A 12,672-nucleotide genomic window follows, 5' to 3' on the forward strand; every position below is an offset into this window, starting at 1 on the left:
ATGACCTTCTCACTGCGACCCAGCTACCGCGGGAACCCGGCCCTGGCCGAACTGGTGGCCAGCCTGCGTGACTACCTGAACGGGGAACTGGCCGACTACGAGGCCGAACTGGGCATCAACCACGAATCCGTGCTGCAGCGCAGCATGCTGCAGCCGGTCTGGCGGCGCAGCGGCGAACTGGGCTTCTACGGCATCCACCTGCCGGCCGAATACGGCGGACGCGGGCTGAGCTATGTGGAGCTGGCGGCCCTGAAGGAAGAGGTCGCCGCCTCCCGCCGGGTGCTGGCCACCAGCGTGCTCGGGGACATGGGCGGCCCGCTGCGGGTCGGGGCGATCTTCCAGATCGCCACCGAGCAGCAGCGCGAAAAGTACCTGCTGCCGGTGGTCGCCGGCCAGCGGGCCTGCTGCTTCTCCATGACCGAAACCGATGCCGGCAGCGACGTGAAGGCCATGAGCACCACGGCCACCGAGGTGGCCGGCGGCTACCGGATCAGCGGGCACAAGGTGTTCTCCACCGGCGGTCCGTTCGCGGACTTCAGTGTGCTGATCGCCCGGATGGCCGGCACCGAGAACGTCTACAGCGCCTTCCTGGTGGACCTGGACGCCCCCGGGGTGCGGGTGCTGCCGGGCCAGACCCCGCTCAGCGGCCAGCACATGGAGGCCGACATTGTGCTTCAGGACGCGTTCGTGCCGCAGGAGAACCTGCTGGGCGCGGAGGGTGAGGGCCTGAAGGTGGGACTGGGCCGCGTGGTGGTCAACCGGCTGCTGCACTGCCCCACCGCCCTGGGGGCGGCGCGCACCGCACTGGAAATGGCGCTGGACTTCGCCGCCACCCGGATGATCGACGGTGAGCCGCTGATCCGCAAGCAGGCCATCGGCCACGAGCTGGCGCGCATGGCCACCGACTTCCAGGCCGCCCGCGCCCTGACCTATCAAAGCCTTGAGGCGCTGGACCGCGGGGAGGTGCCGGCCATCGACTCGTTCATGTGCAAGTACCTGGTGGCGGAGAACTCGTTCAGGATCGCGGACGCCTCCCTGCAGATCCACGGCAAGGCCGGGATGGTCCAGGGTTCGCCCATTGACCAGATCTGGCGCAGCCTGCGGATGTTCCGGATGCTGACCGGTTCCTCGGAAATCCAGCTGAACGGGATCGCCCGCCAGCTGGCCAAGCAGGCCGGGCAGAAGAACCTGGAGGTGGCCAAATGAGCCCGCACACCGCCGTGGCGCACGATTCCCTGCGCGGCTTCATCGCCACCCGCAGCGATCCGCTGATCCGGGACGAGAACGGCGAGGTCGTGGTGGATCTGGCGGAATACGCGTTCCTGCAGCAGGACCCGGCGCCCAGCGCCGATGCGAAACTGTGGACGCATTCGCGGCACACCGCCGCCCACGGATTGTTTGAGATCTGCCCCGGCTTCTACCAGGTGCGCGGCTTCGACCTGGCGGCGATGACGCTGATTGAGACCACGCACGGGGTGCTGGTGCTGGATGTGCTTTCCTGCAACGCCACCGCCGCGGCCGCCCTGGAGCTCTACTTCCAGCACCGCGGACGCCGCCCGGTCACCGCGGTGGTCATCACCCACCCGCACGCCGACCACTTCGGCGGGTTCGGCGCGGTGCGCGAACACCTGGCCGAGGACGCGGCGATCATCGTGCCGCGCGGCTTCCGGGAACACGCGATCAGCGAGAACATCCAGCTGGGGCCGGCCATGAAGCGCCGGGCCGGGTACATGTACGGTTCGGCGCTTTCCGCCGGGCCCGAGGGGCACCTGGGCTGCGGCATCGGCCAGCGGGTCGCGGCCGGGCCGATGAGCCTGCCCGAACCCACCGTGCTGGCCGAGGCCACCGGCGAGCGCTTCACCGTGGACGGGCTGGAATTCGAGGTGCAGCTGACCCCGGGCACCGAGGCCCCGGCGGAAATGAACCTCTACTTCCCGGCCGGGAACGTGCTGTGCATGGCGGAGAACGCCCTGCACAGCATGCACAACATCCTGACCCTGCGCGGGGCGGAGGTGCGCGACGCGCAGGCCTGGAGCCGCTACCTGGATGAGGCGCTGCGCCGCTACGGGGCGAAGGCCCAGGTGCTGTTCGCCACCCACCACTGGCCCACCTGGGGCAACGAGCAGATCCGCGACTTCTTGAGTGTCCAGCGTGATCTGTACGGCTACCTGCACGACCAGACGGTGCGGCTGATCAACCTGGGGTGCACGCCGCGGGAAATCGCCGAGCAGCTGGTGCTGCCCCCGGCGCTGGAGGCCCGGGACTGCGCCCAGGGCTTCTACGGCTCGCTGAGCCACAACGTCAAGGGCATCTACCAGCGCTACCTGGGCTGGTACGACGCGAACCCGGCGAACCTGTGGCCGCTGCCGCCGCAGGATGAATCCCGGCGCTGGGTGCAGCTGCTGGGCGGCGCCGAGGCGGCCCTGGCCACCCTGCGCGGCCAGCTGGGCGCACTGGGTGAACCCGGCGCGCAGCCTACCGAACAGGTGGACACCGGGCAGCTGCGCTTCGCCGCGACCGTGCTGAACCACATTGTGTTCGCCGCACCCCAGCTGGGTGCGGCCCGCGAACTGCTGGCCCGGGTCTACCGGCAGCTGGGCTACAGCTGCCGCAACGCCACCTGGCGCAACATCTACCTCACCGGGGCCGGCGAACTGCTGCACGGCCCGGTGAGGGAAACCGGGGGTTCACGCATCGGCACCGGGGTGGATTTGTCCACCATGCTGGACGTGCTGGCCGTGCGCATCAACGCCCCGGAAGCCTGGGACCGGCCGCTGGGCATTGACCTGCACGCCACCGACACCGGAGCGCGGATCCACCTGCGCCTGTCCAACGGGGTGCTGCACCACCACGAGGTGGACAAAGCCGGAGACGCGGGCTGCTGCCCGCCGGCGCAGGCGGCCTTCACCGGCCCGGCCGCGGCCCTGCCCGGGGCGCTGCGCGGGAAGCTGGAGACCGTGCAGGCCAGCGGGGATGTGGCCGCCACGCTGCAGCGCCTGCAGCGCATCATCCAGGCCCCGGACCCCGGCTTCGCCATCGTCATCCCGTAGCCGGCTCCCGGCCCACGGCATTCAAACAACGTACAGAGCACCGCCAAGAAGGAGAAAACCATGAGCGTCTCAGCCGCAACCGATTCCCAGAAGGACACCAAGCCGGCGTCGAAGAAGACCGCCCAGCTGCCCGACCACGACATCTTTCTGCTCGACGAGCGCGATGACGAGCAGGTGCGCCAGGTGCGCGAAAAGATCCGCGCGTTCAACACCGAACACGTCGAGCCGATCATCAACGACTACTGGGAGCGCGCCGAGTTCCCGTTCGAGCTGATCAAGCCGCTGGCCGCGCTGAACATTGCCGGGGGCACCATCACCGGCAACGGCTGCCCGGGGCTCTCGGTGCGCGCCTCCGCGGCGGTGTCGGTGGAGCTGGCCCGCTGCGACGGGTCGATCAACACCTTCTTCGGCGTCCACTCCGGCCTGGCGATGGGCTCGATCAACATGCTGGGCAATGCGCAGCAGCGGGCCCGCTTCCTGCCGGCCATGGCTAGGCTGGAGAGGATCGGCGCCTTCGCCCTGACCGAGCCGGAGCACGGCTCGGACTCCGTGGCCCTGGAGACCAGCGCCCGGCGTGAGGGTGACAACTGGGTGCTCAACGGCGCCAAGCGCTGGATCGGCAACGCCTCCTACGCCAACATCGTCATCATCTACGCCCGCGACGAGGCCGACGGGCAGGTCAAGGCGTTCGTGCTGGAGCGCGAACCGGGCACCGAGTTCCCGGCCGGGTTCGCCCCGACCGTGATCACCGGCAAGGTCGGCAAGCGCGCCATCCTGCAGCCGGACATCGTCATCAAGGACCTGGTGATCCCCGAGGCCAACCGCCTGGAGCACTGCAACTCCTTCAAGGACGTGAACAAGGTGCTGAACGCGACCCGCGCCGGGGTGGCCTTCGAGTCCCTGGGACACGCGATCTCCGTGTACGAGGACGCGGTGAAGTACACCGCGAACCGGGTGCAGTTCGGCAAGCCGATCGCCAGCTTCCAGCTGGTGCAGAACAAGCTGGCGAACCTGCTGGCCGAAGTCAGCGCCATCAAGCTGTATGTGGACCGGATCCTGGAACTGCAGGAATCCGGGCAGATGACCGGCACCATGGCCTCACTGGCCAAGATGTACTGCTCGCGCACCGCGCTGCAGGTGGCCAGCACCGCCCGCGACCTGCTCGGCGGCAACGGCCTGCTGCTGGAAAACCATGTGGCCCGCCACCTGACCGACATGGAGGTGGTCTACACCTATGAGGGCACCGACCACATGCAGTCGCTGATTGTCGGCCGGGCCATCACCGGCATCTCCGCCTTCGCCTAACCACCACGAACCCCCAAGGACACCTCATGAACGACGCCGTCATTGTCAGTGCGGTGCGCTCCCCGATCGGGCGCGCCCACAAGGGCAGCCTGCGCGAAATGCGCTCCGATGAAATGGCCCACCAGATCACCAGCGAAGCCATCGCCCGGGTGCCGGGGCTGCAGCCCGAGCAGATCGATGACCTGATCCTGGGCTGCGGCATCCCGGAAGGGGAAAACGGGTCGAACCTGGCCCGGGTGGTGGCCGTGCGCAACGGCTGGGACACGGTGCCGGGCACCACGGTCACCCGCTTCTGCGCCTCCAGCGTGCAAAGCACCCGGATGGCCCTTCACGCCATCCGGGCCGGGGAAGGGGAAATCTTCGTCTCCGCCGGGGTGGAGTCCACCAGCTCGCTCGGACGCCACCGCCTGGACTCCGATGTGCGCAACCCCTACTTCCGCGACGCATGGCAGCGCACCGCGAAGCGGGCCCAGGGCGGCGCCCAGACCTGGAGCGACCCGCGCGGTCAGGGACTGGTCCCGGACATCTACATCGCCATGGGCCAGACCGCGGAGAACGTCGCCCAGCTGCGCTCGGTCAGCCGCGCCGACCAGGACGCCTGGGCGCTGCTCTCCCAGCAGCGGGCGCAGGCCGCGGCCGAACGCGGGTTCTGGGACAAGGACATTACCGCGCTGACCCTGCCCGACGGCAGCACCGTCAGCACCGATGACTCCCCCCGCCCGGGCACCACCGCCCAGGGGCTGGCAGAGCTTGAACCGGTGTTCCGCCCGGACGGGACGGTCACCGCCGGCAACGCCTGCCCGCTGAACGACGGGGCCGCGGCCCTGGTGATCATGAGCTCGGCCAAGGCCGCCGAACTCGGGGTGCAGCCGCTGGCGCGGATCGTGTCCACCGGTCTCAGCGCCCTGTCCCCGGAAATCATGGGCCTGGGACCGGTCACCGCCACCCGCCAGGCGCTGCAGCGCGCCGGCATGGGCATCAAGGACATTGACCTGGTGGAGCTGAACGAGGCGTTCGCCGCCCAGGTGCTGCCCAGCGCCGAGGACTTGGGCATTGACCACGACCGGCTGAACGTCAACGGCGGGGCCATTGCCCTGGGCCACCCCTGGGGGATGACCGGGGCGCGGATCACCACCACCCTGATCAACTCGCTGACCGAACGCGGCGCCGGCACCGGACTGGTGACCATGTGCGTGGGCGGCGGGCAGGGCATGGCCATGGTCATTGAACGCCTGGGCTAGCCCGCACCCTTCGCGCACCGAATCAACTTGCAACGAAAGAGAAGCCATTACATGAGCAACCAACGCACCGCCATCGTCACCGGGGCCGCCCGCGGCATCGGGGCGGCCATCGCCGCCCGCCTGGCCGCTGCCGGGATGAACATCGCCGCCGTGGACCTGCAGGAAGAGCACTGCCGGGACACCGTCGAGCAGATCAACCAGGCCGGCGGCACCGCGGCGGCCTTCGGCGCCGACGTCTCCGATGAGCAGTCCGTCGAGGAGCTGGTGCAGCGCATCGCCGAGCAGCTCGGCGCCCCCACCGTGCTGGTGAACAACGCCGGGGTGCTGCGCGACAACCTGCTGTTCAAGATGAGCGCCAGTGACTGGGACACGGTGATGAACGTGCACCTGCGCGGGCACTTCCTGATGTCCCGGGCCGTGCAGCGCCACATGACCGAGGCCGGCTGGGGGCGGATCATCAACCTGTCCTCCACCTCGGCGCTGGGCAATCGCGGGCAGGCGAACTACTCGGCCGCGAAGGCCGGGATCCAGGGCTTCACCAAGACCCTGGCCATTGAGCTGGGCCAGTTCGGCGTCACCGTCAACGCGATCGCCCCGGGGCTGATCGAGACCGCGATGACCCGGGCGACCGCCGAACGCATGAAGGTGCCCTACGAGGTGTTCACCGCCAAGGCCGCCGAACGCATCCCGGTGCGCCGCACCGGCAAGCCGCAGGACATTGCCGCCGCGGCCGCGTTCTTCGCCTCCGAGGACGCCTCCTTCATTTCCGGGCAGATCCTGTACGTGGCGGGAGGACCCCATGCCTGAGCAGAACCTGACCGACTCCCCCACCCTGTTTCCCAGCCTGCAGGCCTTCGCCCAGGCCGCCGGCCAGCACCTGGGCCACAGCCCGTGGGTGCGGGTAACCCAGGAGCAGGTGAACCTGTTCGCCGACGCCACCGATGACCACCAGTGGATCCACGTGGATCCCGAGCGTGCGGCCAACGGGCCGTTTGGGGCCACCATTGCCCACGGGTTCCTCTCCCTGTCCCTGCTGCCCTCCTTCCTGCGCCAGATCTACACCGTTCAGGGCCTGCGGATGGGGGTGAACTACGGACTGAACAAGGTGCGCTTCCCCGCCCCGGTGAAGGTCGGGGCGCAGCTGCGGGCCGGCGCCGAGCTGGTCTCGGCCGAACCCACCGAGCGCGGGCTGCTGTCCACCATCAAGGTGACAGTTGAGGCCAAGGACGTGCCCGCCCCAGTGTGCGTGGCCGAGTTCCTGACCCTGCAGGCCTAGCCGGAACCCAGCCGGGTGCGCCCCGGCACCGAATCACCGTCCACACCATGCATGAGAAGCGAAAGTAGCACCATGAAGTCCTATGCGGCATTTGAAGACCTGAGCATCCGCGAGGTCATCAGCGAAGAGAAGGACCTGGCACCGCACGAGGTGCGCCTGTCCATCACCCACTGCGGGGTCTGCCACTCCGACATCCACCTGCGCGAGGGCCACTACGACCTGGGCAGCCGCGGGAAGCTGGAGCTGGCCAAGACCGGCATCACCTACCCGATGGTGCTCGGCCACGAGATCGTGGGCACCGTGAGCGCGGTGGGCAGCGAAGTGACCGGCGTGCAGCCCGGGGACAGCCGGATGGTCTACCCGTGGCTGGGTTGCGGCAAGTGCGCCACCTGCTTGGCCGGGGATGAGAACCTGTGCGCCTACAACACCTCCATCGGCCTGGTGCGCCCCGGCGGCTACGCCGAGGCGATCACCGTTCCGCATGAGAAGTACCTGCTCGGGCACACCGGCATCGACCCGCGCTGGGCGGCCACGCTCAGCTGCTCGGGGTTGACCGCCTACTCGGCGGCGCGCAAGGTGCTGCCGCTGGACCCGCAGGCCCTGGTCGTGGTCATCGGCGTCGGCGGGGTGGGCGGCATGGCCGTGAACATCCTCTCCGCCCTGGGGCACCGCAACATCACCGCGGTGGACCTGAATCCGGAAAACCTGAAGCACGCGCAGGCGGCCGGGGCCAGCAACACCCTGCTGCTGCCGGGCAACGGCCAGCGGGCCGAGCAGCAGGGAGAACTGCGCGGCAAGGCCCGCGCGGTGATCGACTTCGTGAACAATGGGACCACCGCTGAGCTGGGCTTTGACCTGCTGGCCAAGGGCGGCACGCAGATCATGGTGGGCCTGTTCGGCGGAGAGCTGGTGGTGCCCACGGCCATCATGGCCACCAAGGCGCTGAACCTGCGCGGCAGCTATGTTGGCAGCCTGGGTGAGCTGAAGGAACTGGTGGAGCTGGCGGCCACCGGCAAGATCAAGCCGCTGCGCCTTAGCGCCGGGGAGCTCAGCGCCCCGGGCGTCAGCGCCGCCCTGCAGGACTTGTCCGATGGCAAGGTCACCGGGCGCCTGGTGCTCGAACCCGTAGGGGCCTAACCCCTCCCACGCCCCGGCCGGTCCCGGCATCCCCGCCCCTGCGGCGCGGATGTCGGGACCGGCCCGCTTTAACCCAGTTGTTTCATCGGTTGCCTGGAGACCGCTGGAACAACTGGGCTGCGACGCAGTACAGAACCTGCGCCTATCCTCGGGTTCCAAAGGAGTTAAGGGTGAAGGCCGCGCGCTACTACGACCGCAAGAATATTCAAGTTATGCACGGTCGTCCGGAACGAGGCTTCACACCGCCGGGGCGATCGCCGGAGGTCACACCACACTATGGTGCACTATTGACTCATGAGTTTCGGGCTTTAAATCGAGTCAGCTGGAAAACCACCAGAAAAAGAACAAGGGCTACTAATAGATGGACAGATGATTCATTGCTGGCTTTGAGCAACCAACCCTTTATGCCAGGCATGGTTCCATCTGCAACGCTCTGCAACGGGTCACGTCCAGGTCCACTTGAAAAGTTGATAATCAGCAAAACACCGGAAAATACAACAAAACTAGTACTCAGCGCTGATCTGACTGGCAGCGAGAAATTTCGAGGAGCATAAGCGACAATGTACGCGGTTAGTACTCCCATGCACATGATTGCAGTCATTTGGAGGGCCGGAATTTTCGGATCTTGAACCCCAACTACAATGTTGTTGAGATTAAGGACAGCGCCACTTCTGGTCGCTGTGGCCTGGACAGACAAGATGCCCACTACAGCCATATAGACGACCGATGTGAGGCACCCACCCACGGCAGCGATGAAAAGATTAGCCCACTTAATCTTTAACATTTAGTTCCTCAGAAATTTTCGCGCCCCTTAATGCACCCAACAATCTAGTTTAGCGTTTCCTCCTATATTCTAAAAAGACCAAGAACAGTTACTGCTAGCGTTTTTTGCCGCCTGGTGTCTTATATTATTAATCATTCCTGCGTTACCTGTAATGAAGGCTACAACCTGATATCCGGGATGCGGGTAATAAGTTCTGATGGTGTGGCTGCCGATGCCCAGGGCAACACTTGAAGAACCTCCAACGCCGTTAAGCCATCGCTGCGCCCGGCGCCAGCCGGATCAGAGACCCAGGCGCATCCACTTGTCGGTGCGGGCCCGCACCCCCAGGGTGATCATCCGGGCCAGCATGTATCCCCCGGCGAAGGACACCCAGATCCAGATCATGGAGCTGAGCTGGTCCTGGGCAAGGACATCCACTGCCCAGAGCATCGGCAGGTAGGCGGCCAGGTTCACCACGCCCACCAGTCCCAGGTAACGGGCGTCCCCCGCTCCCATCAGCACCCCGTCCAGCACGAACACCACGCCGCAGATCGGCTGCGAGATGGCCAGTAGCCACAGCCCCGGGGTGGCCAGTTCATGCACCGAGGAATCCGAGCTGAGCAGCACCGGCAGCACCCAGGACAGGGCGAAGATGAACAGGCCGGTGAAGATCCCGAAGTAGACGCCCCAACGGGTCATCACCCCGGTCAGCTTGGTGGCCTGCTCCTTGTCCCCGGCCCCCAGCTCCTTGCCGATCAGCGCCTGCGCGGCAATCGCCAGGGCGTCCAGGGCGAAGGCCAGGAAGGAGAAGAGGGTGAACACCAGCTGGTGGGCAGCCAGGGTCACCTCGCCGGCGTTCGTAGCCACCACCACCGTGGCCAACAAGGCAATGCGCATGGTGGCGTTGCGCAGCATCAGCCACGACCCCACGTGTCCGGTGGCCTTGAATCCCGCCCAGGTGGGAGCCAGCGGCAGCCCGGCCTGGCGGATTTGCGGAATGATCAGCCGGAAGTAGACCAGAGCCATGACCCACTGGGCGATCGAGGTGCCCAACGCCGCCCCGCTGACGGACATGTTGAACCCGTAGACCAGCGTGAAGTTCAGGACAATGTTCAACCCGAAACCGGCGGAGGCCACGATCAGCGGGGTCTTGGTGTCCTGCATGCCGCGCAGCACGCCGGTGGCGGCAAAGACCAGCAGCATGGCCGTCACCCCGGGCAGGGAGTACATGATGTAATCCACCGCGAACTGCTGCACGGCGCCCTCGGCCCCCATCAACCGCACCAATGGTTCGGCGCCAAAATACCCAATGACGGTCAGCACCAGGCCCAGGGCCAGGGCAAACCACATGCCGTCGCGCCCGGCAGCCATGGCCCGTCCAAACTGGCCGGCTCCGATGGCCCGGGCCACGGCGGGAGTGGTGGCGTAGGCCAAGAAGATCATCAGCCCCACCGCGGTCTGGATGACCGTGGTCCCCAGGCCCGCACCGGCCAGTTCGGAGACACCCAGGTGCCCGATGATCGCGGTGTCGGCCAGCAGGAATAGCGGCTCGGCGATCAGCGCGCCGAGCGCGGGAATCGCCAGCGCCAGGATCTGGCGGGCCATGGAGCGGTTGGATTCGGTGGGTGCGGTGCGAGGCTTCACGGAACTACTCTACGAAGCCGGTCCGGGCATCTCCATTTCGGCGCTGCGGGCCGCGTCATGCTCGCCCCGAATACGTCACCGTGTCTTCACAAGATATCCAGCTTCCCGTCAACTGGCGCCCCTACGATGGGCAGGATGAACACCGCTGCCTCTTCCCCGAAACCAGCTGCCCCTGCCCGGGGCCCCTGGGAAGTGTTTGCCGTGTTCCTGCGCCTGGGCCTGACCTCCTTCGGCGGCCCGGTCGCTCACCTGGGCTACTTCCACAACGAGTTTGTGGTGCGCCGCCGCTGGCTGAAGGAAAACACCTACGCCGATCTGGTGGCCCTGTGCCAGTTCCTGCCCGGGCCGGCTTCCAGCCAGGTGGGCATGGCCGTGGGGCTGCAGCGCGCCGGGCTGCCCGGGATGCTGCTGGCCTGGGTTGGCTTCACCCTGCCCTCGGCGCTGCTGCTCTTTGGGTTCGCCCTGGGAGCTCCATGGCTGTCGGACACCCTGGGCACCGGCTGGATCAGCGGCCTGAAGGCGGCGGCCGTTGCCGTGGTGGCGCACGCGGTAGTTTCGATGGCCAGGATGCTGACCCCCGATGCACGCCGCGCGACTCTTGCCGTAGCCACCATGGCCGTGGTCCTGTTGCTGCCCGGCCCGCTCACCCAGGTGTTGGCCATGCTCGGCGCTGCCCTGATCGGGCTGCTGTGGCTTCCGGTGCCGGAAGCGGCCGGCCAGCAGGAGGCGCAGCTGGAGCCGAAGGTGGCCCGGGCGATCTCGGTCACCTGTCTAGTCCTGTTTGTCCTGCTGCTGGCTTTGCTCCCGGTACTGCGCGCCCTGACCTCCACTGCCGTGGTGGCGCTGACGGATGTCTTCTACCGTACCGGCGCGCTGGTGTTTGGCGGCGGGCATGTTGTACTGCCTCTCCTGGAATCTGAAATGGTGGGCAACGGCCTGGTTGACCAGGAAGTATTCCTGGCCGGATATGGAGCAGCGCAGGCGGTTCCCGGCCCTTTGTTCACCTTCTCGTCATTCCTTGGGGCCAGTGCACAGCTGCATTTGGCGTCTTGGGCCGGGGCGTTGATTGCCCTGGTGGCGATCTTCCTGCCTTCTGCACTGCTGGTGATCGGCGTGCTGCCATTCTGGGAAGGGCTGCGGCACAATGCGATCGTGCGCCGCGCCCTGGGCGGGGTGAATGCCGCCGTGGTAGGTCTGCTCGCCGCCGCACTGTATTCGCCGGTGTTCACTCACGGTGTGCCCAATACCGCCACGTTCGTGGTCGCCGCGCTCGCCTTCGTTGCCTTGTCCGGATGGAAGGCCCCGGCCTGGGCGGTGGCAGTGGGTGCGGCGGTCCTTGGCGGCTTCCTGTTGTAGTCACCGCCGGAGCGCGCTCCGTCAGCGCGTGCGGTACAACACGGTGTAGGAGTATCCATTGCCGTTCTTGAAGCAGCAGCGATCGAGCCGAACAAAGGATCCAAAGCCGGGTTGTGCTTTGTTCAGCGCCGCCTGGCACTGTGATTGGGTGTGAAACCAGTACATGTCGGCGCCTGCCTGGTTCACAGGCGCCGACACACCCCGTGGCCAGTGGGCAGAAGGCACCCTCCGCCCTTGGGCTTTAGTACTGTGAACCAATCTTGACAGATGAGCCAGAGCGAGCTATTAATCTATATCAAACGGCACAGGTCCTTGTTAACGTTGTGATACAGAAGTTTCGCTACCGGAGGCAGGGAGGTGAGAAGAATGTCGAACACCCAGGAGCGTGTCGAGTCATGGCGGGCAGCGCCTGAAGTAGTCCCCTTCGCGGTTCTGACTGCGTCCACGCTCGACGAACATCGCGTGGCAGACTCACTCGAACGGGCCCTCACCCCAGCTGACCTTGTCTTTCTTCACCAACTGAGCCTTAAACTCGAGTACTTTGCCAAGCGCTCGGACCCCCCGGGCACTAGAGGAAGAACGAGCACCACGAATGCAGACCTACCGGATCAAGTTTTGCTGCCGAGGGCTTTGCGGGTATCTGGTACTTTAGGAGATTCGTACACTCGCGACATATTGCGCTTCAGAGCGCGCGCACCACCCCTGGCAGAAATCCACCTGGATGCAGTACAGAAAACAACGGGCAGGGGCTTCTAGAGCACCTGCCCATAAATCTGCCTCAGTAACCGCAACCCTGTGCGCCGGCTACCAAGGGTTGAAATGAATCGCGGGCATGGAATCGAGCCCAAATCATAGATGAACGCCCCCATTGCGAGTGGTCCTGCGCTTACTGCAGGGCAA

Annotated in this window: 10 protein-coding genes; 8 read left to right on the top strand and 2 right to left on the bottom strand. The window is 66.3% G+C overall.

Annotated elements, in window-relative coordinates; genetic code table 11:
• The 7 genes from GcLGCM259_RS13410 to GcLGCM259_RS13440 all read left to right on the top strand — a co-directional run bounded on the left by GcLGCM259_RS13410 (position 1) and on the right by GcLGCM259_RS13440 (position 8,009).
• Entirely contained in the window at positions 1–1,206 is a 1,206-nt protein-coding gene (locus tag GcLGCM259_RS13410; protein WP_138926915.1) for an acyl-CoA dehydrogenase family protein, read from the top strand.
• Positions 1,203–3,050: an alkyl/aryl-sulfatase gene (locus GcLGCM259_RS13415; RefSeq protein ID WP_138926916.1), complete on the top strand. Its 1,848-nt coding sequence runs from the start codon at positions 1,203–1,205 to the stop codon at positions 3,048–3,050. The genes GcLGCM259_RS13410 and GcLGCM259_RS13415 overlap by 4 nt, the downstream gene beginning before the upstream one ends.
• 60 nt (positions 3,051–3,110) lie before the next feature.
• Positions 3,111–4,355 carry an acyl-CoA dehydrogenase family protein gene (locus tag GcLGCM259_RS13420; protein WP_138926917.1) on the top strand — a complete coding sequence of 415 codons (1,245 nt, stop codon included), beginning with the start codon at positions 3,111–3,113 and terminating at the stop codon, positions 4,353–4,355.
• Between the two features lie 26 nt (positions 4,356–4,381).
• The gene (locus GcLGCM259_RS13425; RefSeq protein WP_138926918.1) at positions 4,382–5,596 is read left to right on the top strand and encodes an acetyl-CoA C-acetyltransferase; all 1,215 of its coding nucleotides are present in this window, start codon (positions 4,382–4,384) and stop codon (positions 5,594–5,596) included.
• 51 nt (positions 5,597–5,647) lie between these two features.
• On the top strand, positions 5,648–6,403 hold the full coding sequence (fabG, locus tag GcLGCM259_RS13430; protein WP_138926919.1) for a 3-oxoacyl-ACP reductase FabG: 756 nt from the start codon (positions 5,648–5,650) through the stop codon (positions 6,401–6,403).
• Entirely contained in the window at positions 6,396–6,872 is a 477-nt protein-coding gene (locus GcLGCM259_RS13435; RefSeq protein ID WP_138926920.1) for a MaoC family dehydratase, read from the top strand. Before fabG ends, GcLGCM259_RS13435 begins: the two co-directional genes overlap by 8 nt.
• Before the next feature lie 72 nt (positions 6,873–6,944).
• Complete coding sequence (locus GcLGCM259_RS13440) at positions 6,945–8,009, top strand: alcohol dehydrogenase (protein WP_138926921.1); 1,065 nt, start codon at positions 6,945–6,947, stop codon at positions 8,007–8,009.
• A 292-nt stretch (positions 8,010–8,301) separates the two neighbouring features.
• Here the strand turns inward: GcLGCM259_RS13440 and GcLGCM259_RS13445 are convergent, their stop codons facing one another.
• Together GcLGCM259_RS13445 and GcLGCM259_RS13450 are read right to left on the bottom strand one after the other, a co-directional pair.
• Positions 8,302–8,793 (bottom strand): hypothetical protein, encoded by a 492-nt coding sequence (locus GcLGCM259_RS13445; protein WP_138926922.1) that lies wholly within the window; start codon positions 8,791–8,793, stop codon positions 8,302–8,304.
• A gap of 279 nt (positions 8,794–9,072) precedes the next feature.
• Positions 9,073–10,377 (bottom strand): MATE family efflux transporter, encoded by a 1,305-nt coding sequence (locus GcLGCM259_RS13450; protein ID WP_138927273.1) that lies wholly within the window; start codon positions 10,375–10,377, stop codon positions 9,073–9,075.
• 174 nt (positions 10,378–10,551) lie between these two features.
• Here GcLGCM259_RS13450 and chrA point away from each other — a divergent pair, with 174 nt between their 5' ends.
• Complete coding sequence (gene chrA, locus GcLGCM259_RS13455) at positions 10,552–11,772, top strand: chromate efflux transporter (RefSeq protein WP_217496537.1); 1,221 nt, start codon at positions 10,552–10,554, stop codon at positions 11,770–11,772.
• Positions 11,773–12,672 lie beyond the last annotated feature (900 nt).

The sequence above is a fragment of the Glutamicibacter creatinolyticus genome, from assembly GCF_006094275.1.
Lineage (GTDB): Bacteria > Actinomycetota > Actinomycetes > Actinomycetales > Micrococcaceae > Glutamicibacter > Glutamicibacter creatinolyticus.

Bases quoted from the DNA above. Each gene is read 5' to 3' on its own strand.
- GcLGCM259_RS13410 (WP_138926915.1), top strand. From the start codon at position 1: ATGACCTTCTCACTGCGACCCAGCTACCGCGGGAACCCGGCCCTGGCC.
- GcLGCM259_RS13415 (WP_138926916.1), top strand. From the start codon at position 1,203: ATGAGCCCGCACACCGCCGTGGCGCACGATTCCCTGCGCGGCTTCATC.
- GcLGCM259_RS13420 (WP_138926917.1), top strand. From the start codon at position 3,111: ATGAGCGTCTCAGCCGCAACCGATTCCCAGAAGGACACCAAGCCGGCG.
- GcLGCM259_RS13425 (WP_138926918.1), top strand. From the start codon at position 4,382: ATGAACGACGCCGTCATTGTCAGTGCGGTGCGCTCCCCGATCGGGCGC.
- fabG (WP_138926919.1), top strand. From the start codon at position 5,648: ATGAGCAACCAACGCACCGCCATCGTCACCGGGGCCGCCCGCGGCATC.
- GcLGCM259_RS13435 (WP_138926920.1), top strand. From the start codon at position 6,396: ATGCCTGAGCAGAACCTGACCGACTCCCCCACCCTGTTTCCCAGCCTG.
- GcLGCM259_RS13440 (WP_138926921.1), top strand. From the start codon at position 6,945: ATGAAGTCCTATGCGGCATTTGAAGACCTGAGCATCCGCGAGGTCATC.
- GcLGCM259_RS13445 (WP_138926922.1), bottom strand. From the start codon at position 8,793: ATGTTAAAGATTAAGTGGGCTAATCTTTTCATCGCTGCCGTGGGTGGG.
- GcLGCM259_RS13450 (WP_138927273.1), bottom strand. From the start codon at position 10,377: ATGGCCCGCCAGATCCTGGCGCTGGCGATTCCCGCGCTCGGCGCGCTG.
- chrA (WP_217496537.1), top strand. From the start codon at position 10,552: ATGAACACCGCTGCCTCTTCCCCGAAACCAGCTGCCCCTGCCCGGGGC.